Source organism: Actinomadura rudentiformis (assembly GCF_008923185.1).
GTDB classification, from domain to species: Bacteria; Actinomycetota; Actinomycetes; order Streptosporangiales; family Streptosporangiaceae; genus Spirillospora; species Spirillospora rudentiformis.
Genome location: NZ_WBMT01000013.1, coordinates 135,280 through 157,881 on the forward strand (window position 1 = coordinate 135,280; position 22,602 = coordinate 157,881).

Sequence of the window (22,602 nt, forward strand, 5' to 3'; positions counted from 1 at the left end):
AAATCCCAGGCAAACATGCACAAAACGGCCCCTGGACAAACGACCACGTGCACGATGGGATCAGCAGGATGTAATCCCCGTCACATCCCAGGGGGATCCGGATGGACGTTGTGCTCGACGGCGTGAACAAGATCTACCCCGGTGGCCAGCACGCGGTGCACGATCTCCGCCTGCGCATCGAGGACGGGGAACTGTTCGTCCTGCTGGGCCCGTCCGGCTGTGGCAAGTCCACGGTGCTGCGCATGATCGCCGGCCTGGAGGAGCTCACCTCGGGGGACCTGTGGCTGGGCGGCTCCGTGGCGAACGGGCTGTCCCCCCGCGACCGCAACGTCGCGATGGTCTTCCAGAACGGCGCGCTCTACCCGCATCGCAGCGTCCGCGGCAACATGATGTTCCCGCTGGAGATCACCAGGGGCGACCCGGACGAGGCACGTTCCAAGGTCCGCGAACTCGCCCGCGCCCTGGGCCTGGACAGCATGCTCGACCGGCTGCCCGGCACCCTGTCCGGCGGCCAGCGCCAGCGCGTCGCCATGGGCCGCGCCCTGATCCGCGAGCCCGCCCTCTTCCTCATGGACGAACCCCTCTCCAGCCTGGACGCCGGCCTGCGCGCCGAGCTCCGCGTGGAGATAGCCGCCCTCGTCCGCGCGACCGGCGCGACCACCGTCTACGTGACCCACGACCAGGTCGAGGCCATGACGATGGCCGACCGCATCGCCGTTCTCCGCGAGGGCGTGCTGGAAGACGTCGGCACCCCCGAGCAGATCTACCACGACCCCGCCACGGTCTTCGTCGCCGCGTTCCTCAGCTCTCCCCCCATCAACCTCCTGCGCGCGACGGCCTGGGCCGTACAAGACCAAGGCGTGGTCCTGGACATGGGCTCCCAGCACCTGACACTCCCCTGGGACGACCCCCGCGCATCAGCCCTCATCAGCCATCACGGCGCCCCTGTGACCATTGGAGTCCGCGCCGACGCCCTCACCCAGGCGACGTCCGAACCCACCGGCCAGGAGCTGATCGGCCACGTGCGGACACTCGAATTCCACGGCCACGAATGGCTGGCCTACGCCGAGGCGGGCATCCCCTCCGTGGATCCGGCCGAGTTCACCCAACGTCCGATCCAGCCCCCGACTCCAGTTCAGCCCTCCCGGATCCGCGCCCTCTTCGGCCGCTCCACCCCCGAGCCCGAACCCGAGCCCGAACGCACCGGCCATCACCGCCGCACCGACCTCATCTTCCGGATCACCACCGGTCCCCGCCCGGCCCGCGGCGACGATGTCCGCCTGGCCGTCGATCTGGAACGCCTGCTGGTCTTCGACAGCAAGGGCCGCCGAGTAGACCCGGTAGCCCGCTGAAAACCCCGCCGGCCCGGTTCGCTAGGTGAGCTTCCGGTAGTAGCCGATCTTCCACTGGATGTGCTCCTGCTGCGTCTTCAGCACGGCGATCTGCTCCTCGACCCGGCGGTCGTGGGCCTCCAGCAGCTCGACCCGCTCCTTGAAGGTCTCCTCGCCGCCGCGCAGCAGCTCGGAGAATCGCAACATCTCCGCGATCGGCATGCCGGTCTCGCGCAGGCAGCGCAGCATGTGCAGCCACGCGAGATCGTCATCGGTGAACACCCGCCGTCCGGCCGCGTTCCGCGCGATGTCCGACAGCAGGCCGATCTTCTCGTAGTAGCGCAGTGTGTCGATGCTGAAGCCGCTCTTCTCAGCGGTCTCACCCGGGGAGTAGAAGCTCACGCCCTCCAGCATTCCACCTGGAGTGCACTCCAGGTCAACGCACCTGACCATCACAGGCGGTGAGCAGTGGAACAGGGCCCGATGAATCGCCACCGGGTCGCGCCTCTCTATTAGAGACGGTCCGATTCGGAAAGGCGCTGACATGAATGACGTTCGCAGACCTCGGGTGGTCTGGACCCTGGTGCTGGCACCGCTGGGGGTGTTCCTCACCTCGCTCGACATCGTGGTGGTCGCGACGGCCCTGCCGGTGTTGCGCGTTGAGCTGAACGCGAGTTTGGCCGACCTCGAATGGACGATCAACGCCTACAACCTGGTGTTCGCCTGCCTGATGTTGTCCGGCGCGGCGTTGGGAGACAGGTTCGGGCGGCGGCGCATGTTCGTGGTGGGGCTGGCCGTGTTCAGCCTCGCGTCGGCGGCCGCCGCGATGTCCTCGAACGCCGAGGCGCTCATCGTGGCGCGGATGGTCCAGGGAGTGGGGGCGGCGGTCATCCTGCCGTTGACCCTCGTGCTCATCGTCGACGCGTTCCCCGCGGGCAAGCGGGGTGCGGCCATCGGAATCTGGGGCGCGGTCGCCGGGCTGGGGGTCGCGGCCGGACCGGTGGTGGGCGGCGCGATCACCGAGGGCCTCTCCTGGCAGTGGATCTTCTGGGTGAACGTGCCGGTGGGGCTGGCGGCGGCGGGACTGTCGACGTTCCTCCTGAGGGAGAGCCGCGGGCCGCGTCCGCAGTTGGATCTGATCGGCCTCGTGCTGGCCGGGATCGGGGTCTTCGCGTTGACCTGGGCGCCTGTGCGCGCTCCGTTGGTGGGCTGGGGCAGCGCAGAGGTCGTCGGCGCGCTGGTGGCCGGTGTGGTGTTCCTGGGGGCTTTCCTGCGGTGGGAGAGCCGCACTGCGCATCCGATGGTGCCGCTGGGCTACTTCCGGGCGCGCGGCTTCGCCACGTCCAACGTGGTCGCGTTCCTCCAGCAGATCTCGCTCATCGGATCGCTGTTCATCATCGCGCAGCTCTTCCAGGTCGGCATGGGCTACTCACCATGGGAGGCGGGTCTGCGCATCCTGGTCTGGAACGGCACGCTGATGCTCACCGCACCGGTGGCGGGTGCGCTCGCGGATCGCTTCGGCAACCGGCCGTTCATGGCGCTGGGGATGGTGATGCAGGCGGGCGGACTGGCATGGCTCGCGGCTGTGGTGGAGCCGGGTGTGGGTTATGTCAGTTTGGTGGGACCGCTGATCGTCTCAGGGATTGGCATTTCGGCCGTGATGCCCACCGTGGCGAACGCCGTGACCGCGTCCGTGCCGCTGGAGGACGCCGGGGTGGCGTCGGGTGTCAACAGCGCGTTGCGCGAGCTCGGCAGTGTCTTCGGGGTGGCGATCATCGCGCTGGTCTTCGCCGGCCAGGGCGGCTACTCCTCGCCGGAGGCGTTCATCGACGGGTTCGTCCCGGCGATGTGGGCAGCCGCGGGCATCGCCGTCATCGGCGTCCTGCCCGCGGTGCTCTCGCCGTCCAGGGTCAGCGTGTCTGCTCCCGTCCGCGAGCGAGTGCCCGAAGGTGTGTCGTGAGTGCCTGAGCCAGGCGCCGTACGACCTGAGCCAGGCGCCGTACGACCTGAGCCAGGCGCCGTACGAGGGAGACACGCGACCTCGTACGGCGCCTGGTCAGCGTCCTGGCGTCGGATCAGCCGGTCAGGTAGCCGCCGGAGGCGTCGAGGTCGGTGCCGACGACCGGGCTCGCCTCGTCGGAGGCGAGCCACATGATGACGCGCGCCATCTCCTCGGCCCGGACGATCCGTTTGATGGGATATCCCTGGGCGATCTGCTCGTAGGTCATGCCGAACGCCTTGGCGGCGCGTTCCAGCATCGGGGTGTCGACCGCGCCCGGCGCGAGCGCGTTGATCCGGATGTTCTTGGCGGCGTACTCCAGCGCCGCGACCTTGGTGAGCGAGGCGACGGCGTGCTTGCTGGCGTTGTACGGGGCGATCGTCGCGAAACCCACCTCCGCCGAGATCGACGCGGTGTTGACGATGACGCCGCGCCCGCGCCGGAGCATGTGCGGCAGTTCGTGCTTCATGCAGAGGAAGACGCCGCGCGCGTTCGTCCGCCACACCGCGTCGAAGTCCTCGGCCGACTGCTCGTGGAGCGGCGCGGCCTTCGGTGTCTCGATGCCGGCGTTGTTGACGGCGATGTCGATCCCGCCGTACCGCTTCACGCACGCGGCGACGAGCGTCGACACTTCCGACTCGATGCCCACGTCCGTGCGGTGGAAGGTCGCCTCACCGCCGGCGGCCCGGATCTCCCGTTCGTTCTGGCGGCCCAGCGCGGCGCGGCGGCCGCAGAAGAAGACCCGGGCGCCTTCGCGTGCCAGCGCGTACACGGTGGCCTTGCCGATGCCCGATGTCCCGCCGGTCAGCAGGACGGTCTTGCCTTCGAAACGCCGTCCGCGAGCCTCTGCCGCCGCGTTCGGCGCGCTCACCATGCCCAATCCCAGGACTCCCGCGCCGGTCGCCAGGACGCTGCGCCTGCTGGGCGGCGTCATCGGGGGCTCCGGGCGAGCCGCTTGGGAATCGGGGCGAGCGGGTAGACGCGCCAGAAGTACGCGTCCGCGGCGTGCTGGTCCCCCGGGTAGTTGACCGCCTCGACGATGCGCCCGTTCTTGATCCGGAACGCGAGGGCCCACACCTGGTCAAGCCCCTCCGGGGTCGTGCTCCAGCCCCGGTGCAGGTCCACGACCCAGTCCCCGTCCGCCGCCAGGAAGATGGGTTCGGCCTTCATCCCGGCACGGCCGAGTTGCTCGAAGAACGCGATGACCTCGTTCACCCCTCGCTTCGTGCCGGCCAGCGGGTGGTGACCTGGGATCGTCCACATGATGTCGGGAGCGAAGAAGCGTTCACGCATGGCGGCTGTGTCACCGGCGGCGTACGCGGCGTAGTAGTTGCGGATCAGCGTTACATGCGGGTGCTCGCGGCCGGCGGCGGCCGCCGGCGTCGCGGAGCCGACGGCGGCTGCGGCCGCGGCTGCGGCGGCGGAGAGGCCACCGGCGCGGAGCAGGGTGGCGCGAGAAATGTCGGACATGCACTTAAGGCAACTAGGCTGCTGCAGCGAAGTCCAAGACCTGCACCTATGCACTGAACGCATGGCTATCGGAGGCCTCGTTGGACGTGGACACGCGTACGCTGCGGTACTTCGTCGTGCTCGCCGAACAGCTCAACTTCACCCGTGCCGCCGAGCGGCTCTTCGTGTCCCAGCCGTCGCTCAGCCGCCGCATCCGGCAACTGGAAGCCGACCTGCGCACGCCACTCTTCGAGCGCACCGGCCGAGAAGTGCTCCTGACCCCGGCAGGCGAGGCGTTCCTCCCGGCGGCCCGGCAACTGATCGCCGACTGGCAGACGGCGCAGCGGACGGCGCGTGTGGTGGCGGCCGCCCGGTCCAGGATCCTGCGTGTCGGCTTCGAGGCCTCCGGCGCCGGAACGCTGGGCACCCGCGCCTACGCCGAGTTCATGAAGCGGCACCCGGACGCCTCCGTCGAGCCCAAACGTTTCGACTGGGGCGGCGAAGTCACGGCCCTGCATGAGGGACTGGTGGACGTGGCGTTCGTGTGGTTTCCAGCCGAGACGGCGGGCCTGCATGTCGAGGTCGTACGCGTCGAACAGCGCTGGGCGGGGCTCGCGGCCGGGCATCCACTGGCCGGCCGGGACACCGTCTCCATCCACGACCTCTCAGCCGAGCCGATCGTGTGGACCCGGCAGGCCCCCCGCGACTGGGTGGACTGGTGGGCGGTGAACCCGCGCCCCGGCGGCGGCGAGCCCATCTGGGGCCCGGAGAACGACAACGTGGAGGAGATGCTGGAACATGTCGCCTCGGGCACGGCGATCTGCATCGGCCCCGAATCGATGAGCTCCCACTACAGCCGCCCCGACCTGGTCTGGCGGCCGATCCCCGACATCCCGCCCCTGCGCATCGCGCTCTGCAGGCCGATGACCACCACCAACCCGCTCGTGGCCGACTTCGCCGGCCTCGTCCGCGACCTGGCGCGAGAGGAACGGGAAGGACGATCCGGAGATCGGACCCCAGGGCCCTAGCGGGGCCCCGATCCAGGCCGATCCGCGCGGAGGCGAGGCCCTTGACCTGGAGTGCGCTCCAGGAAGCAGAGTGGACCCCATGCGCATCGGACTTCAGATTCCCAGCTTCACGTTCTCCGGCGGCCCGGAGCGGATCGGCCCGGAGTTCGGCCGGATGGCCCGCGAGGCGGACCAAGGCGGGCTCCACTCGCTCTGGGTGATGGACCACTTCTTCCAGATCACCTACGTCGGACCCGCCGACGAGCCGATGCTGGAGGGCTACAGCGCCCTGTCGTACGCGGCGGGCATCACCGAGCGGATCACCCTCGGCACCATGGTCACCGGGGTCACCTACCGGCACCCGGGCGTCCTGGTGAAGACCGTGACGACGCTGGACGTGCTGTCGGGCGGCCGTGCCTGGCTGGGCATCGGCGCCGCCTGGAACGACGAGGAGTCGCGCGGGCTCGGCATCGCCTTCCCGCCGACCGCCGAGCGGTTCGAACGGCTCGAGGAGACGCTCCGGATCACCAAGCAGATGTGGGCGGGCGACGAGAAGCCGTTCGAAGGCGAGCACTACACGCTCGATCGGCCTCTTAACTCGCCCCAGCCGGTCCGCCGCCCGCACCCGCCGATCCTGATCGGCGGCACCGGGGAGAAGAAGACGCTGCGGTTCGTGGCGAAGTACGCCGACGCCTGCAACATCTTCGACTCCGACGAGCTGCCCCACAAGCTCAACGTGCTGCGCGAGCACTGCGAACGCGAGGGGCGCGACTACGCCGAGATCGAGAAGACCTCGCTGACGTCGCTGCAGGGCGAGAAGCCGTCCGCCGACCAGGCCGTCGAAACGATCGGCCGCCTCGCCGAGCAGGGCGTCGACCACGTGATCTTCTCGCAGATGACCGGGCAGGATCTGGCCGGAACCCTGGCCGAGGCCCTCTCCCAGACCGAGAAGATCACCCCCGTCGGCCGCTGACCACGGCGGAGCCGGGCGGCCGGATGCCCCAGCCGCCCGGCTCGGTCACCCACCCGGCTCCACGGGCCACCGCCGTGGCAGACGCCCTGTTCAGGTGGCAGTCATCCGGTTCAGGCGGCGCTCGTCCGGTTCGGCGGTCGCATGCGGAGCGGGACGCCGATGAGGTTCAACGCGTTGATCAGCGAGACGAGGGCGACGACGTTGGCGACCTCCTTCTCGTCGAAGTGGTCGTTCAACGTGGACCACAGCTCGTCCGTCACCGGCTCCCGGCGCGTGACGGCCTCGGTGTAGGCGAGCGCCGCGCGCTCGGCGTCGTCATAGAGCGGGGACTCCCGCCAGACCGTCAGATGGTGGATCCGGTCCTCCGGCTCACCGAACCGGCGGGCGTCGCGGGTGTGCAGGTCCACGCAGTAGGCGCACCCGTTGAGCTGCGAGGCGCGGATCTTGATCAGCTCCTGGAGCTTCACGGCCAAGGGTCCGGCCTTGATGGCCTTCGCGACCTCCACGAAGCCCTGGTAGGCCTCGGGCGCGGACTCGTTCAGGCGCATGCGCTGTGTCATGTCTCTCCCTTTTCGGATGGTTCGCCAGGGAGACGACGCGGCACCCGGCCGTGTGACAACGAGCAGAATCGGATCATGAGCTCCTTCCGCCACCCGGGCACCGTCCTGACCGACCACCGCTTCGCCGTCCCGCTGGATCACGCTGATCCCGGCGGCCCCCAGATCGAGGTGTTCGCGCGGGAGGTCGTCGCCGCGGACAAGGCCGAGAGGACGGATCTACCGTGGCTGCTGTTCCTCCAGGGCGGGCCGGGCAATCGCTCACCTCGTCCGATAGGCAGGGAGGGCTGGCTCGACCGCGCGCTGGACGACTACCGCGTGCTGCTGCTGGACCAGCGTGGTACGGGTCGTTCGACACCGGCGCATCGGCGCTCGCTGGCCCGGATCGGCGACGCCGCGGCACAGGCCCGGTATCTGAGGTGTTTCCGTGCCGACTCGATCGTGCTGGACGCCGAGCTGATCCGGCGGGAGCTGGCCGGGAACGCGCCGTGGAGCGTGCTGGGGCAGAGCTTCGGCGGCTTCTGCGCGACCACGTACCTGTCGTTCGCGCCTGAAGGCCTCCGTGAGGTGTTCATCACCGGCGGGCTGCCGGGCCTCGACGCCACGGCCGACGACGTCTACCGCGCCGCCTATCCGCGGGTGGCCGCCAAGAACCGCGAGCATCACGCCCGCTACCCCGGCGACGCGGCGATCGCAGCGCGGATCGCGGGCCATCTGCACGACCGTGACGAACGGCTGCCCGGCGGCGCCCGCCTGACCGTCGAGGCGTTCCAGTCCCTCGGGCTGATGCTCGGCACCGGTTCAGGAGGCCACCAGCTCCACTACCTGCTGGAGGACGCCTTCGAGGACGGCGCCGAGGGCCCGGAGCTCACCGACGCGTTCCTGGCCCAGGTCGAACGGCACCTCGGCTTCACCGCGGCACCGCTCTACGCGCTGCTGCATGAGCCGATCTACGCGCAGGGGCGCGCGACCCGATGGGCCGCCGAACGCGTCCGCGCTGAATTCCCCGAGTTCGAGCCCGGCGAACGGCCGCTGCTCTTCACCGGCGAGATGATCTACCCCTGGATGTTCGAGAACGATCCGTCGCTGCGCCCGCTGGGTGAGACGGCGGACCTGCTCGCCGAGCACGACGCGTGGCCGGTGCTGTACGACGCGGCCCGGCTGCGCGGCAACGACGTCCCGGTCGCAGCCGCCGTCTACCACGACGACATGTACGTCGACTTCGGCATGTCGATGGAGACGGCGGCGGCGATCCGCGGACTGCGCACCTGGGTGACGAACGAATACGAGCACGACGGCCTGCGGGTCAGCGACGGGCGCGTGCTCGACCGGCTGATCGGCCTGGTCCGCGGCACCGCCTGAGCACCCGCGCCCGGCCCCGGCGATGGCCAGGGCCTGGGCGACGGCCGCGGGCCTACGCCTCCATCAGGTCCTTCATGCGGTTGATCTCGGCCAGCTGGGTGGATTGCACGTCCCGTGCCATCTGCTGCACGGTCACGTTGGTGCCCCTGTCCAGGACGTCCTTGACCATCGTGAGCGCGCCCTGGTGGTGGACGATCATCAACTGCAGGTAGAGCTTGTCGAACGCCGCGCCCTTCGCCTCCCGCAGCTGCGTCATCTGCTCCGGCGTGGCCATTCCCGGCATGCCCGCGTGCGGGTCCTTCTTGCCCCCATGACCGCCGTGCCCGCCGCCGGTGCCCGTGCCCGCGGTCGACTTGCCGACGCTCTTCAGCCACGACTGCATGACCGAGATCTCGCCCGCCTGCCCCTTGTCGATGCGGTCGGCCAGCGCCTTCACCTGGGCACTGGACGCCTGGCCGGGCGCGAGCACCGACATCTCCACCGCCTGCTGGTGGTGCGGGATCATCATCTGGACGAACCGGACCTCCGCGTCCGTGGGCGGCTTGGCCGGGGACGGCCCGATGACGGCGGTCTTGTTGGGCTCGCCAGGACGCCCCGGCTGCAGCACCGTGGCCTTCTGACCGGTGTCAGGCTTCTTGTCGTCGCCCCCGCTGCACCCAGCCAGGCCACAGGCGGCCAACGCCATTGCCGTCGCCACCACCGCGATCCGCTGTCGCATCAACGATCCTCCAAGCTGCTCAGATAGCCGGACCGTATCCAGTCAAGGTCACGCGGCAAAAGGGTCTTAGATCTCGAGATGCTCACAGATGCGCACAGGGCTGGTCAAAACCCCGGCCAGCGCCCATACTCCGATGATCAAGACATATCAACGGGGGCCAGTACGTGTGAAGGAGTCAGGGTGGCGCTAGTCGTCAAACGCAGGACCAGACGCAGGGCAGTGATGGGCAGCCTTGCGGCCTTGGTCGTGGCGGTCTCCACCGCGCTCGTCGCTCCGGCGGCTGCGGCCTCGGCCGACATCCCGGGCCGGGACGAGATCGCCAAGAGCCCGAACATGCACCATCTGGCGAACATTCCCAAGCAGGGCCCGCTGGCTCCGGAGTCGGCCTACGGCTCCGACTGGGCCTTCAAGGGCAAGTACGCCTACGGCGGCAACTACGAGGGCTTCACGGTCTACGACATCAGCAGGCCGGCCAAGCCCAAGGTCGTCGCGGTCGTCCACTGCCCGGGTTCCCAGAACGACGTCTCGATCGCCGGGAACCTGCTGTTCCTGTCGACCGACTCGTCGCGCAGCGATGACTCATGCCAGAGCACGGCCAAGCCCGCGACGGACAAGTCCGCGTGGGAGGGCATCAAGATCTTCGACATCAGCAACCCGGCGGCGCCGGCGTACGTCAAGGCCGTCGAGACCAAGTGCGGCTCGCACACCAACACCATGGTCCCCGGAAAGCGCGGCACCGCGTACATCTACGTGTCGTCGTACAACCCGGACTCGACCTACCCGGACTGCCAGCCGCCGCACGACCTGATCTCGATCATCAAGGTGCCGCTGAAGAAGCCGGCCGCCGCTGCCCTGATCAGCGAGCCGGTGCTCTTCCCGGACGGCGGCAACCCCGGTGACAACCTGCCCTACCCCGAGGGCACCCGGGCGACCAGCGGCTGCCACGACCTCACCGCCTACCCGGACAAGGACCTCATGGCCGGGGCGTGCATGGGCGACGGCGTGCTGTTCGACATCAGCAACCCGGAGAACCCGCGCACCATCCACAGCGTGCGCGACGACAAGAACTTCGCGTTCTGGCACTCGGCGACGTTCAACAACCGCGCCAACAAGGTCGTCTTCACCGACGAGCTCGGCGGCGGCTCCGCCGCCACCTGCAACGCCACCATCGGCATGCAGAAGGGCGCCAACGCGATCTACGACATCGTCGGCAAGGGCAAGAAGCGCAAGCTGGAGTTCCGCAGCTACTACAAGATCCCGCGCGCCAACACCGACACCGAGAACTGCGTCGCCCACAACGGCTCGCTGATCCCGGTGAAGGGCAAGGACATCATGGTGCAGGCCTGGTACCAGGGCGGCATCTCGGTGTGGGACTTCACCGACTCGCGCAAGCCGAAGGAGATCGGCTGGTTCGAGCGTGGCCCGCTGTACGACGACAAGCTGGTCCTCGCGGGCTCGTGGTCGGCGTACTACTACAACGGCTACATCTACTCCAACGACATCCAGAAGGGCCTGGACGTCATCGACATCCGGGACCGGCGGACCGACAAGGGCAAGCGCGTGTGGCTCTCCGAGCTGAACGCGCAGACCCAGCCGGACTACTTCGACTGATCCTGACGTCCGGCACGACGCACTACCTGTGAAGGGCCCCCGGCGGTGAGACCGCCGGGGGCTCTTTCATTTGCCGTGAGCCTGTACGTGCGCGAGCTTGTCCGGGTTGAGCACCCGGCGGACGGCGGTGATGCGGCCGCCGGCGACCGCGAACGTGTCGACGGCGAAGGCCCGGCCGTTCCGGATGTGGATCAGGCCCGGCTCGCCGTTGACGTCGGCCGGGACGAGGCGCGGCGACAGTTTGGCGGACACCCGCAGCATGATCGCCGCGATGTGCCCGGCACCGGCCATGACCTTGCGGGCGGCGAAGACCTTGCCGCCGCCGTCGGTGACGTACGTGGCGTCCGGATCGAGCAGCGCCATCAACTGGGCGCCGTCGCCCTTCTCGTAGGCGGCGCGGAAGGCCGCGATGAGCTTCTCCTTCTCGGCCCGCGACGCCCTGGGCTCGCGGGCTCCCGCGACCTTGCGCCGAGCCCTGGAGGCCAGTTGCCGGCAGGCGGCGGGCGACTTGCCGAGCACCTCGGCGATCCGCTCGTAGGGCACCTCGAAGGCCTGGTGCAGCACGAAGGCGACCCGTTCGGGCGGCGACAGCTCCTCCAGCACCAGCAACATCGCCGTGCCCACGGTGTCGTCGACCAGCACCGGCTGGGCGGCGTCGGGCCCGGTGAGCAGCGGCTCGGGCAGCCAGGGCCCCACGTAGCTCTCCCGGCGGGCACGGGCGGAGGTCATCAGGTCGTACGCGCGGCGGGCGGCCACGGTGATCAGCCAGGCCCGCAGATCGCGGATACCGTCCAGGGACTCCTGGGCGGCGGCGCGCATCCAGACGTCCTGCGTCACGTCCTCGGCGTCGGCGACGCTTCCGGTGATGCGGTAGGCGGCGCCGAACACCGCCGAACGGTGCTCGGGCCACTCGGTCTCGAGTCTGGAGCTCACGGCGTCGTACGGGCGGGTCAGGCGGCCGCCGGGGTGAAGACCCACTTGCGGTACGACCAGTAGCGGAAGGCGGAGCCCAGGGCGAGGCCGACCAGCAGCGCGATGTTGTAGGAGATGCCGCCGGTCAGGCCGAGCGTGTAGTAGGTGAAGCCGGTGATCAGCACCTGGATCGACATCCCCACGCCGTTCAGCGCGAAGAAGATCACGACCTCGCGGCCGGAACCGTCGCTGTCGCGCTCCCGGAACGTCCAGAAGCGGTTGGCGAGGTAGGAGAACAACGTCGACGCCATGGTCGGCACGACCACGCTGGTCAGCGGGCTGCCGCCGAGCCAGTGCCGCAGCAGGTTGGCGCCGCCGATGGTGATCACCGTGCCGACGAACCCGACGAACCCGAAGCTCAGCAGCTCACGCAGGAACGTGCGGTGTCTGGTGGCGGTCACGACCGTTTTGCTCGGTCTTGACCGCTGAATGGTGCTCACTCGCCCAGACCTTACCTGAGCGCTACAAATGCCCAGCCCGCCTAGGCCAAATTGAGATCAAGCTCGCGCCGTCGCCGCACCGGGGCAGACCGTTCTCGAACCTCGGTTCGTTCTCAGACCTCGGTCAGGGGGATCTTGGTGTCGGTGAGCCGGTCCCGGTCGATCTCCTTGCCCGAGCGGATCAGCGCCTGGATGTCGTCGGTCACATCCCAGACGTTGACGTTCATGCCGGCCACGACCCGGCCGCCCGCGAGCCAGAAGGCGATGAACTCCATCTCCTCGCGATCGCCCCGGAAGACCACCTCGTCGTACTCCCCCGGCGCGGACGTCCCGGCCATCTCCATGCCCATGTCGTACTGGTCGCTGAAGAAGTAGGGGATCTTGTCGTACGAGACGTCGCGGCCCAGCATCGCGCGGGCTGCGGCCGGACCGCCGTCCAGGGCGTTGGCCCAGTGCTCCACCCGGATCCGCCGGCCGAGCAGCGGGTGGTACGCCGCCGCGACGTCGCCCGCCGCGAAGATGTCGGGGTCGGAGGTGCGCAGTGACTCGTCGACGAGGATGCCGTCGGACACATCGAGGCCGGCCTCTTCCGCCAGCGCCGTGTTGGGCTTCACCCCGATGCCCACGATCACCACGTCCGCCGGGATCTCGGCGCCGCCCGAGGTGACCACGGCCGACACCTGACCGGCGCCCCAGAAGCCGGCGACGCCCTGGTCCAGGCGCAGGTCGACGCCGTGCTTGCGGTGCAGCCCGGCGAAGATCCCGCCCACCTCGGGACCCACGACGCCGTGCAGCGGGGTCGGCTCCGGTTCGATGAGGGTCACGTCGTTGCGGTACTCGCGGGCGGCCGCGGCGGTCTCCAGGCCGATCCAACCCGCCCCGGCGACCACGACCCGGCGCCCGCCGTGCGAAATCGCCTCCCGCAGCTTTGCCGAGTCTCCCATCGACCGCAGGTAGTGGATGCCCTGCAACTTCGAGCCGGGGACGTCCAGATGGCGCGGCGAGGCGCCGGTGGTCAGCAGCAGGCGGTCGTAGCCGACGGGCTCCCCGCTGGCAGGCCACACTTGTTTGGCGACCCGGTCGATGCGTGCGGCCGCCGTGCCGAGCCGCAGCTCCACATCGTGCTTCTCGTACCAGTCGGCCGGATGGACGTGCGCCTTGTCCCGTGACTCCTGGCCCAGGAGGAACCCCTTGGACAGGGGAGGCCGCTCGTAGGGACGTTCGATCTCCTCCCCCATGAGGACGATCCGCCCCCCGAACCCCTCCTCCCGCAGAGTCTCCGCCGCTTTGGCTCCGGCCAGGCTCGCGCCGACGATGACGAACGTCTCCTCGGGCATGGCGACCTCCAGTCGCTGGGCACCGCGTCGTTCCTGCTATCCCTACAGCGGCCTTCCCAAGGAGACAAGGGGGCACACACGGGCTTGATCAGTCCCTGCCCGCAACGGTGCCGGCCCGATCAGTCCGAGCTCGATCAGTCCGAGCCCGATCAGTCCTGGCCGGCCAGGCGCCGGTAGCGGGCGACCGCCGAGGCGTCGGTCAGCGAGGCGATCTGGTCGACGATCGCGCGCAGCCGCCCCGCATCGTCCTCGGCCTCCAGGTAAGCGCTGCGGAAGGCCGGGTCGAGCGTGCCGGGCGCGCCGCGCCGGATCAGCTCGGCCAGCTCGACGAGCAGGTCCCGCTGGCGGGCCCGCCGTTCCTCATGGCTGATCCACACGTAGTGCGCCGTGACGCCCTTGAGCAGCGCGCACTCCAGGCGCTGGGCCCGCGGCACGATCAGGTCGGCGGCGTAGCGGGTCAGCGGCCGGTCGCCGTAGCGCGCCCTGGTGGCGTCCTCGGCGGCCAGGCAGAACCGGCCGATCAGCGTGCTGGTGAGGTTCTTCAAGGCGGCCAGCGAACGCGGCGTGCCGTCGTAGCGATCCGGCCAGTACGGCTCGGCCAGCAGCGCGGCGAAGCGTTCCTCCAGCTCGGCCAGGTCGGCGTCGTCGCAGTAGAGCTTGATCGCGGTGGCGGCCACCAGGCGCCGCTCGGCCGGGTCGGCCAGCCGCACGAAGTCGATGTGCCCGGCGACCAGCGCGTCCTCCAGGTCGTGCACGGAGTAGGCGACGTCGTCGCTCCAGTCCATCACCTGCGCCTCGAAGCAGGTCTGCCCGTCGACCACGCCCTCCCGTACCCAGCGGGCCACGTCGGTGTCGTCGTCGTACACTCCGAACTTGCCGTTCACGGCCTCGGACTGGGGCCAGGGGTACTTCATGGAGGCGTCGAGCGCGGCGCGGGTGAGGTTGAGACCGACGCTCCGCCCGTGCAGGGGCGGCCCGTCCTGGGCGAACGACTTGGGCTCCAGCCGGGTCAGGACACGCAGGCTCTGCGCGTTGCCCTCGAAGCCGCCGCAGTCGCGCGCGACCACGTCCAGAGCCGTCTCGCCGTTGTGGCCGAACGGCGGGTGCCCGATGTCGTGCGAGAGGCACGCGGCCTCGACCAGGTCCGGATCACAGCCGAACGACTTGCCCAGCTCGCGCCCGACCTGGGCGCACTCCAGCGAATGTGTGAGCCGTGTACGCAGGCTCTGCACGTTGTCCGCCGTCGCGTCCGAGCCGGGCGAGGCCACCTGGGTCTTGGCCGCAAGCCGCCGCAGGGCCGCGCTGTGCAGCACGCGGGCGCGATCACGCTCGAACGCCGTGCGGTCACGCCGCTTGGCGGGCTCCGGAGCCCATCGCTCCCGGTCGTGGTCTGTGTAGTCCTTCATCGATCACCCGGAATCCCTCGTTCATCATCAGGGTATGCGGGCCTCGTGACGTCACGGTCGAACCAGGATGTCACCATCACGACGGGTCGGGCGGAGTGCTGCCCTTGATGGTCTCGCTCGGCGGCTTCCAGCTCTTGCCCAGCAGGACGTAGGACAGGTAGCCGCCGGTCTCCCGGACGATGTACTGCATCTGCGTGTCGCGGGTCTGCACGCTCGGGCCGCTGCGCGTCGGCGAGGCCGCCGCCTTGATCCCGTTGTCCTCGGCCATGCGCTTGGAGCGCAGGCCGTGCCACGGATCGGTGACGATCACACCCGAGTGCAGGTCGAGCCTCTTGAACTCCCGGCCGACCGCCTTCATGCTCTGCAGCGTGTCCCGGCCCTCCCCGACCGCGATCACCCGGTCGGCGGGCACCCCGCCCTTCTCGATCAGCCAGCGGCGGCCGGACCCGGCCTCGGTGAAGTTGTCGTTCGGCTGCTTGCCGCCGACGGTGACGATGCGCGGCGCGACCCCGGCCCGGTAGAGGTTCAGGGCGTGCTGCAACCTCCACTTCAGTGTGGGGGACGGCACGCCGTTGTACTGGGCGGCGCCGAGCACGATGATCGCGTCGGACTTGGGATGTTCGTCCTGGCGCGCCTGGTACCAGACCCGCCAGCCCACCACGAGCGGTGTGAGCACCGCGATCGCGAGCAGGCCGAGGACCACGCTCATCGTCAGGACGAGCCAGCGCGGCCGCGGCTCGCGCCGCCGCCTGGCCCCTTCCGGAAGGTCGTCCGGGCGCTCCTCGGACTCCTCCGGGCGCTCGGTCTCCGGCAACTCCACTTCCAACGTCATCGCATCCGACACGTTAGTTAGATGGTCCGGCGCCTGTCAGAGGTTCACAAGTGCCCGCGGGAGAACCTTGACTCGTGGCGTACCTCACGCTGGATCGATCCCATTCACCGTCCCCTAGCGGGTGTCGTCGCCGTGTGACTCGATCGCGGCACGTCCGGCCTCCAGGCGGGCGACCGGGATGCGGAACGGCGAGCAGGACACGTAGTCGAGCCCGACCTCGTGGCAGAAGTGCACCGAGTCGGGGTCTCCGCCGTGCTCGCCGCAAATGCCGATCTTCAGCCCCGGCCGGGTCGCGCGGCCCTCCTCGGCGGCGATCCGCACCAGGCGGCCGACGCCGTCGCGGTCCAGCGTCTCGAACGGCGACACCCCGAAGATGCCGAGCTCCAGGTAGCGGGAGAAGAACGCCGCCTCGACGTCGTCGCGGGAGAAGCCCCAGGTCGTCTGCGTGAGGTCGTTGGTGCCGAAGGAGAAGAACTCGGCCGCCTCGGCGATCTGCCCGGCCGTCAGCGCCGCCCGCGGCAGCTCGATCATCGTGCCGATCAGGGCGTGCACGTCGACCCCGGACGCCTCCTTGACCTCGGCCAGGATCCGCAGCGTGTCCTCGCGGACGGCCTCCAGTTCCTGGACGGCGCCGACCAATGGGATCATGATCTCGGGGCGCGGATCACCGCCGGCCTCGATCCGTCCGGCGGCCGCCTCGGCGATCGCCCTCACCTGCATCGAGAAGAGGCCAGGAATCACCAAACCCAGGCGCACACCGCGGAGTCCAAGCATAGGGTTCTGCTCGTGCAGCCGGTGAACGGCCTCGAGCAGCCTCCGGTCCTGGGGGTCCGCCTTGTCACCGGCGAGGGCCACCTTGACCGAGAGCTCGGTGAGGTCGGGGAGGAATTCGTGCAGCGGCGGGTCGATGAGCCGGATCGTGACCGGCAGGCCGTCCATCGCCGTGAAGATGCCCTCGAAGTCCTGTTTCTGCAGGGGCTCGAGGGCGTCCAGCGCCGCCTGCCTCTCCTCGGGCGTCTCCGCCAGGATCAGCTTCTCGACGAGCTGCCGCCGCTCCCCCAGGAACATGTGCTCGGTCCGGCAGAGACCGATGCCCTGCGCGCCGAAGCGGCGGGCCCGCTCGGAGTCCTCGGGGTTGTCGGCGTTGGCCCGGACCTTGAGCCGGGCGCGCCCGTCGGCGTGCTTCATGATCCGGTGCACGGACTTCACGAGCTCGTCGCCGTCGGAGGCCCTCAGCTCCCCCTCGAAGTAGCGCACGACCGGCGAGTCCTCGACCGGCACCTCGCCGAGAAAGACCTCGCCGGAGCTGCCGTCGATCGAGATGACGTCGCCCTCGCTGACCGTCACGCCGCCGGGCGCGGTGAACGAGCCGGCCTTGACGTCGACGTCGAGCTCCTCGGCGCCGCAGACGCAGGTCTTGCCCATGCCGCGGGCGACGACGGCCGCGTGCGAGGTCTTGCCGCCGCGCGACGTCAGCACGCCCTGGGCGGCGACCATGCCGGACAGGTCATCGGGGTTGGTCTCACGGCGGACCAGGATGACGTCCTCACCCTGGGCGGCGAGCTCGACGGCCCGCTCGGAGGTGAAGACGACCTTGCCCACGGCGGCGCCGGGCGAGGCGTTCATGCCCTTGGTCAGCTTCGTGGCCTCCTTGGCGGCGGCGCCGTCGAAGCGCGGGAACATCAGCTGCGCGAGCTGGTCGCCGGTGACCCGCCGCGCGGACTCGTCGGCGTCGATGAGCCCCTGGTCGAGCAGCTGGCAGGCGATGCGGAACGCCGCGGCGGCGGTCCGCTTGCCCACCCGGGTCTGGAGCATCCAGAGCTTGCCGCGCTCGATCGTGAACTCGATGTCGCACATGTCGCGGTAGTGGTTCTCCAGCGTCTCCATGATGTCGAGCAGCTGGTCGTACGAGGCCTTGTCGATCTTTTCGAGCTCGACGAGCGGCACGGTGTTGCGGATGCCGGCGACCACGTCCTCGCCCTGCGCGTTCTGCAGGTAGTCGCCATAGATGCCCTGCTGCCCGGACGCGGGGTCGCGGGTGAACGCGACGCCGGTGCCCGAGTCCATGCCGAGGTTGCCGAACACCATGGAGCAGATGTTGACCGCGGTGCCGAGGTCGACCGGGATGCGCTCCTGGCGGCGGTAGAGGATCGCGCGGTCGGCGTTCCACGAGTCGAACACGGCCATCGTGGCCAGGTTCATCTGCTCGCGCGGGTCGGTCGGGAAGTCCCGGCCGGCGTGCTCGCGCACGATGCCCTTGTAGGTGCCGACCAGGTCGCGGAAGTCGCCGGCGTCGAGATCGACGTCGTCCTTGGTGCCCTTGCGGTCCTTGGCCGCCTCCAGCGCCTCCTCGAACAGGTCGCCGTCGATGTCGAGCACGGTCTTGCCGAACATCTGGATCAGGCGCCGGTAGGAGTCCCACGCGAAGCGCTCGTCCCCCGCCTGGGCGGCCAGGCCGTGGACGGACTCGTCGTTCAGGCCGATGTTGAGGACCGTCTCCATCATGCCCGGCATGCTGAACTTGGCACCGGAACGTACGCTGACGAGAAGCGGGTCGTCGGCCTGCCCCAGGCGCTTGCCCATCGTGCTCTCGAGCGCGGTGAGATGGGTGTCGATCTCGGCCTCGAGGCCCTCGGGAAGCGTCCCGTGCTCGAGGTAGTACCTGCAGGCCTCCGTTGTGATCGTGAACCCGGGCGGCACTGGCAGGCCGAGATTGGTCATCTCGGCCAGGTTGGCGCCTTTGCCACCCAGCAGATCCTTGAGGTCCTTGTTTCCCTCAGTGAAGTCATAGACGAACTTCGGCACGAGGAGCTCCTTTACGCTCCGATTCAACCCGAACACAGGGTGCCCGGGTCTCCCCGGACGGCCGGTCTCCTCAGCTGGGAGAACGCTGCGCCGCGATCCCGCCTGGCCGTGGAGGCCGTATGCCCTGTTTGCGGGACTGTACCCGCGAAGCCGGTCTTCGCTCGTCGCCCCGGTCCCCGCGTCACGTTCTCGCAGCTCAGGGGTGCTTTAGTGGTCTATTCCAATGCGGACATTCCAGACATGTCACGTCGGAAACCGGCCTGACACCGCGCCATGGATGGCGCAGCCATTGCGATTGAGAGGGAATGATGGATCAAGGAGGTGAGGTTGTGAGGCCGATGGTCGCCGGAGGCCGGGCGGGGGATCCGTTCGCTCCCATCGCCGATTTCGGATTCCTGTCCGACTGTGAGACGACCGCGCTGGTGGCGCCGAGCGGGAACATCGAGTGGATGTGCCTGCCGCGGATGGACTCGCCCAGCGTGTTCGGGTCGATCCTCGACAGGGACGCGGGGTATTTCCGCGTCGGCCCGGCGGGGGTGGAGGTGCCCGCGGCCCAGCGCTACATCCCCGGCACCATGGTGATGGAGACCACCTGGTGGACCCACGGTGGCTGGCTGGTGGTGACGGACGCCCTGCTGATGGGCCCCTGGCACCACGAGACGGAACGATCCCACACCCATCGGCGCGCCCCCACGGACTATGACGCCGACCACGTGCTGCTGCGCATGGTGCGGTGCGTGAACGGCCAGGTCCAGGTGCGGCTCGACTGCATGCCGGTGTTCGACTACGGCCGGGCACCCGCCAGGTGGGAGCACACCGGGGCCGGCTACCACGAGGCCGTCGCGCGCGGCAACGGGGTGTCCCTCCGCCTGACCACGGACATGAACGTGGGCTTCGAAGGCTCGCTCGCCACCTCGCGGACGCTGCTCAAGCAGGGTGAGGCCCGCTTCGTCGCCCTCTCGTGGAGCGAGCACGAGCCGCCCCACACCTACGAGGACGCGCACGAACGCCTCGTCTGGACGGTGCACCACTGGCAGCACTGGCTCGACCGGGGCCGTTTCCCCGACCACCCGTGGCGGAGCCACCTCCAGCGCAGCGCCCTCACCCTCAAGGGCCTGACCTTCGCCCCCTCCGGCGCGGTCGCCGCCGCGGCCACGACCTCGCTGCCGGAAAGCCCTGGGGGCGACCGCAACTGGGACTACCGCTACACGTGGATCCGTGACTCCACGATGGCGCTGTGGGCGTTCTACACGCTCGGCTACGACTGGGAAGCCAACGACTTCTTCTACTTCATCACCGACGTCGCCGAGGCCTCCGAGGGCAAGCTCCAGATCATGTACGGCCTCGACGGCCGCGAGGAACTCCCCGAGTCCACGCTCGACCACCTGTCGGGCTACGACAACGCCCAGCCGGTCCGCATCGGCAACGAGGCGTACATGCAGGCCCAGCACGACGTGTGGGGCGCCATCATCGGCTCCATCTACCTGTTCGTGCGCAAGCGGGACCGCCTGGACGACCGGCTGTGGAAGATCGTCGTGAAGCAGGTGGAGGACGCGCTCGACAACTGGCAGCAGCCCGACTGCGGCATGTGGGAGGTGCGCGGCGAGCCGCAGCACTTCACCTCGTCCAAGGTGTTCTGCTGGGTCGCGGCCGAACGCGGCGCCCGCCTCGCCCGCATCCGCGGCGACAACGTCAGGGCCCAGCGCTGGCAGGCGGCCGCCGACGAGATCCACGCCGACGTCCTGGCCAACGCCCTGGACGAGCGCGGGGTCTTCACCGCCCACTACGGCGCCTCCGCCCTCGACGCCTCGGCCCTGCTGATCCCGCTCCTCGGCTTCCTGCCCGCCGACGACAAGCGGGTCCGCGAGACGGTCCTGGCCATCGCCGACGAGCTGTCGGAGGACGATCTGGTCCTGCGCTACCGGGCCACCGAGACCGACGACGGCTTCGAGTCCGAGGAGGGCACGTTCACCATCTGCTCGTTCTGGCTGGTGAGCTCCCTCGTCATGATCGGTGAGCTCGAACGGGCCAGGGCGCTCTGCGAGAAGCTGCTCTCGTACGCCAGCCCCCTCCAGCTGTACGCGGAGGAGATCGACCCGCACACCGGCCGGCACCTGGGCAACTTCCCGCAGGCCTTCACCCACCTGGCCCTGATCAACGCGGTCATGCAGGTGATCCAGGCCGAGGACGACCAGAACCCGCCCCCGCTCGCCTGAGGCCGCCGCCGTGGCCGGTGACCCCGGCCACGGCACACCGCCTCAAGCGGAGTTGGCCAGAAGGGCGGTCAGGCGATGTTGCGCCTGGGGGGCGCCTTCCAGGCGGATCGGGCAAACCGGCCAGCAGATCGTTGAAGCGCTCGGCCCCGAGAAGCAGGGTGCGGGACGCGGCGTAGCATGGCGGGATGAGGCGGAAGAGAATTGCCGCGTTGGCGGTGGGCACCGCGCTCACAGTTGGAGTTGGCGTGGTGGTCGCGCTTAACCAAGCTTCCGACAACGATGGTGTCGGCGGCGGTGTGGAGAACACCCGTTCGCCGGAGGAGATCTCGTCCTATTGGACGGACGAGCGCAAACGGCAGGCGACGCCCGGCTGAGATGCGGGACTGCGGGCTCCCGCATCTCCTTAGCGGACGCGCATATTCAGTGGACGCGCATGTTCAGCGGACGCGCATATTTAGCGGACATGCACGTCATTGCGAACGTTGATGGCCGCGTCGCCGTGGTTGGGTGATTTCGCGACGGTGTCGACAGCCATCTGATTGCCGTCGACGTTCCGATGACTGTAGGCGCCGATAATGTAACCCCAGCCCCGGCTCAGTTGCAGGTCTTCCAGCCACGGCCCACCACTGGCGCCATGGTGCATATCGCATTCCATGTGGATACGGTCGTCGAAGACACCGGCACGCCAGGTGAAGGTCAGGCAATACCAGAGGTCATTGCCGCTGAAGTCCGTGCGCCGGTAACCGTCCTGCGGGAAACCGAAGGCGTGGATGTTGTTGAAGGCCTGGCCGTAGCCGAACCGGTAGCCCTGGTAACCGACCCAGTCGGCGAGATTGCCGCGCTGCGCTTGCGGGTTGAAGGCGATGGCCGCTACGTCATAACTCCAGTTGCCGTCCCGTTCCCATCCGATGGTCGTGTTGGCGTACCGGTAGGTCCACCGGCCGTGGGGCTCCCGGTTGTTGTCGGCGTCGGGCACGAAGATGAAGTCGCGGAAGTAGTTGCCCGCACCGCCACCACCTGCATGGATACAGTGACCGGAGGTCCAGACGGTGTTCTTGTTGTTGCCGTTGATGACGCTGCCAGAGCAGTAGCCCGGCGTTCCGTTGTTACGGACGTAGTAGATTTTGCCGATCGTGGTCGCCGGCATACTGCCTTGCCTGTTCCAGCGCTGGGCCTGCGTATGAGCGAGCACGCGCGGTGAGTCGGATGTGCCCTTCAGCCGGGCAGGCCGTGCTCCTCCCGCAGCCTGGGGCGGCAGGACATTCTTGACCTGCTTTTCCGCAGTGGGCTGCGGCGCCGGACGCGGGAGGGGCTCCGGCGTGGCCGCACGAATGCGCGCCGTGGTCCAGTAGTCCAGGATCTTCTTGCTCGATGTGGTGTTCGTGATTCCGGACGCCGCGGCGGCACCTGGATCGACGGGGGGTGGGGCCGAGGAGCTCCGCGCCATCGCGGCTGAGGGCAGCAGGCCCGCGATAAGGGCCAATGCCGCCAGCATCGATAGCAGAACACGCTTGATCGAGTTCACCTCTGTCTCACTTCCTGGTGATGACGTATGACACCTTCCTGAATTTGGTCGCCAATCCACTC

At 69.1% G+C, this 22,602-nt stretch carries 20 protein-coding genes; 8 read left to right on the forward strand and 12 right to left on the reverse strand.

Features of this window, described 5'->3' with window-relative positions; all coding sequences use genetic code 11:
- The first annotated feature begins 101 nt into the window (after positions 1–101).
- On the forward strand, positions 102–1,352 hold the full coding sequence (locus F8566_RS52685; RefSeq protein WP_151564490.1) for an ABC transporter ATP-binding protein: 1,251 nt from the start codon (positions 102–104) through the stop codon (positions 1,350–1,352).
- A 21-nt stretch (positions 1,353–1,373) separates the two neighbouring features.
- On the opposite strand, the gene F8566_RS26795 is transcribed toward F8566_RS52685, so the two are convergent.
- Entirely contained in the window at positions 1,374–1,733 is a 360-nt protein-coding gene (locus tag F8566_RS26795; RefSeq protein WP_151564491.1) for a MerR family transcriptional regulator, read from the reverse strand.
- A 142-nt stretch (positions 1,734–1,875) separates the two neighbouring features.
- Here F8566_RS26795 and F8566_RS26800 point away from each other — a divergent pair, with 142 nt between their 5' ends.
- On the forward strand, positions 1,876–3,291 hold the full coding sequence (locus F8566_RS26800) for an MFS transporter (protein ID WP_151564492.1): 1,416 nt from the start codon (positions 1,876–1,878) through the stop codon (positions 3,289–3,291).
- Between the two features lie 115 nt (positions 3,292–3,406).
- On the opposite strand, the gene F8566_RS26805 is transcribed toward F8566_RS26800, so the two are convergent.
- Positions 3,407–4,264, reverse strand: coding sequence for an SDR family NAD(P)-dependent oxidoreductase (locus F8566_RS26805; protein WP_151564493.1), 858 nt, complete (start codon positions 4,262–4,264; stop codon positions 3,407–3,409).
- On the reverse strand, positions 4,261–4,800 hold the full coding sequence (locus F8566_RS26810; RefSeq protein ID WP_151564494.1) for a nuclear transport factor 2 family protein: 540 nt from the start codon (positions 4,798–4,800) through the stop codon (positions 4,261–4,263). Before F8566_RS26810 ends, F8566_RS26805 begins: the two co-directional genes overlap by 4 nt.
- A gap of 86 nt (positions 4,801–4,886) precedes the next feature.
- Here F8566_RS26810 and F8566_RS26815 point away from each other — a divergent pair, with 86 nt between their 5' ends.
- On the forward strand, positions 4,887–5,807 hold the full coding sequence (locus F8566_RS26815; RefSeq protein ID WP_151564752.1) for a LysR family transcriptional regulator: 921 nt from the start codon (positions 4,887–4,889) through the stop codon (positions 5,805–5,807).
- A 79-nt stretch (positions 5,808–5,886) separates the two neighbouring features.
- Entirely contained in the window at positions 5,887–6,759 is an 873-nt protein-coding gene (locus F8566_RS26820) for an LLM class F420-dependent oxidoreductase (protein WP_151564495.1), read from the forward strand.
- A 110-nt stretch (positions 6,760–6,869) separates the two neighbouring features.
- On the opposite strand, the gene F8566_RS26825 is transcribed toward F8566_RS26820, so the two are convergent.
- Positions 6,870–7,319, reverse strand: coding sequence for a carboxymuconolactone decarboxylase family protein (locus F8566_RS26825; RefSeq protein ID WP_192809876.1), 450 nt, complete (start codon positions 7,317–7,319; stop codon positions 6,870–6,872).
- Positions 7,320–7,394: 75 nt separating this feature from the next.
- Here F8566_RS26825 and F8566_RS26830 point away from each other — a divergent pair, with 75 nt between their 5' ends.
- Complete coding sequence (locus tag F8566_RS26830) at positions 7,395–8,678, forward strand: alpha/beta fold hydrolase (RefSeq protein ID WP_151564496.1); 1,284 nt, start codon at positions 7,395–7,397, stop codon at positions 8,676–8,678.
- A 52-nt stretch (positions 8,679–8,730) separates the two neighbouring features.
- On the opposite strand, the gene F8566_RS26835 is transcribed toward F8566_RS26830, so the two are convergent.
- On the reverse strand, positions 8,731–9,396 hold the full coding sequence (locus F8566_RS26835) for a DUF305 domain-containing protein (RefSeq protein ID WP_151564497.1): 666 nt from the start codon (positions 9,394–9,396) through the stop codon (positions 8,731–8,733).
- Between the two features lie 222 nt (positions 9,397–9,618).
- Here F8566_RS26835 and F8566_RS26840 point away from each other — a divergent pair, with 222 nt between their 5' ends.
- Positions 9,619–11,007 carry an LVIVD repeat-containing protein gene (locus F8566_RS26840; protein ID WP_151564754.1) on the forward strand — a complete coding sequence of 463 codons (1,389 nt, stop codon included), beginning with the start codon at positions 9,619–9,621 and terminating at the stop codon, positions 11,005–11,007.
- A 66-nt stretch (positions 11,008–11,073) separates the two neighbouring features.
- On the opposite strand, the gene sigJ is transcribed toward F8566_RS26840, so the two are convergent.
- The 6 genes from sigJ to ppdK all read right to left on the reverse strand — a co-directional run bounded on the left by sigJ (position 11,074) and on the right by ppdK (position 18,799).
- Positions 11,074–11,940: an RNA polymerase sigma factor SigJ gene (sigJ, locus tag F8566_RS26845; protein WP_151564498.1), complete on the reverse strand. Its 867-nt coding sequence runs from the start codon at positions 11,938–11,940 to the stop codon at positions 11,074–11,076.
- A gap of 17 nt (positions 11,941–11,957) precedes the next feature.
- Complete coding sequence (locus F8566_RS26850) at positions 11,958–12,380, reverse strand: GtrA family protein (RefSeq protein WP_225993563.1); 423 nt, start codon at positions 12,378–12,380, stop codon at positions 11,958–11,960.
- Between the two features lie 152 nt (positions 12,381–12,532).
- Positions 12,533–13,756 (reverse strand): NAD(P)/FAD-dependent oxidoreductase, encoded by a 1,224-nt coding sequence (locus F8566_RS26855; RefSeq protein ID WP_151564500.1) that lies wholly within the window; start codon positions 13,754–13,756, stop codon positions 12,533–12,535.
- Positions 13,757–13,905: 149 nt separating this feature from the next.
- Entirely contained in the window at positions 13,906–15,162 is a 1,257-nt protein-coding gene (locus F8566_RS26860; RefSeq protein ID WP_151564501.1) for a deoxyguanosinetriphosphate triphosphohydrolase, read from the reverse strand.
- Positions 15,163–15,238: 76 nt separating this feature from the next.
- Positions 15,239–15,994 carry a YdcF family protein gene (locus tag F8566_RS26865; protein ID WP_151564502.1) on the reverse strand — a complete coding sequence of 252 codons (756 nt, stop codon included), beginning with the start codon at positions 15,992–15,994 and terminating at the stop codon, positions 15,239–15,241.
- A 114-nt stretch (positions 15,995–16,108) separates the two neighbouring features.
- The gene (gene ppdK / locus F8566_RS26870) at positions 16,109–18,799 is read right to left on the reverse strand and encodes a pyruvate, phosphate dikinase (RefSeq protein ID WP_151564503.1); all 2,691 of its coding nucleotides are present in this window, start codon (positions 18,797–18,799) and stop codon (positions 16,109–16,111) included.
- Positions 18,800–19,137: 338 nt separating this feature from the next.
- On the opposite strand from ppdK, the gene F8566_RS26875 reads away from it, so the two are divergent.
- Positions 19,138–21,015: a glycoside hydrolase family 15 protein gene (locus F8566_RS26875; protein ID WP_151564755.1), complete on the forward strand. Its 1,878-nt coding sequence runs from the start codon at positions 19,138–19,140 to the stop codon at positions 21,013–21,015.
- A gap of 185 nt (positions 21,016–21,200) precedes the next feature.
- On the forward strand, positions 21,201–21,389 hold the full coding sequence (locus tag F8566_RS26880; RefSeq protein WP_151564504.1) for a hypothetical protein: 189 nt from the start codon (positions 21,201–21,203) through the stop codon (positions 21,387–21,389).
- Between the two features lie 80 nt (positions 21,390–21,469).
- Here the strand turns inward: F8566_RS26880 and F8566_RS26885 are convergent, their stop codons facing one another.
- Entirely contained in the window at positions 21,470–22,540 is a 1,071-nt protein-coding gene (locus tag F8566_RS26885; RefSeq protein ID WP_225993564.1) for a trypsin-like serine peptidase, read from the reverse strand.
- Positions 22,541–22,602 lie beyond the last annotated feature (62 nt).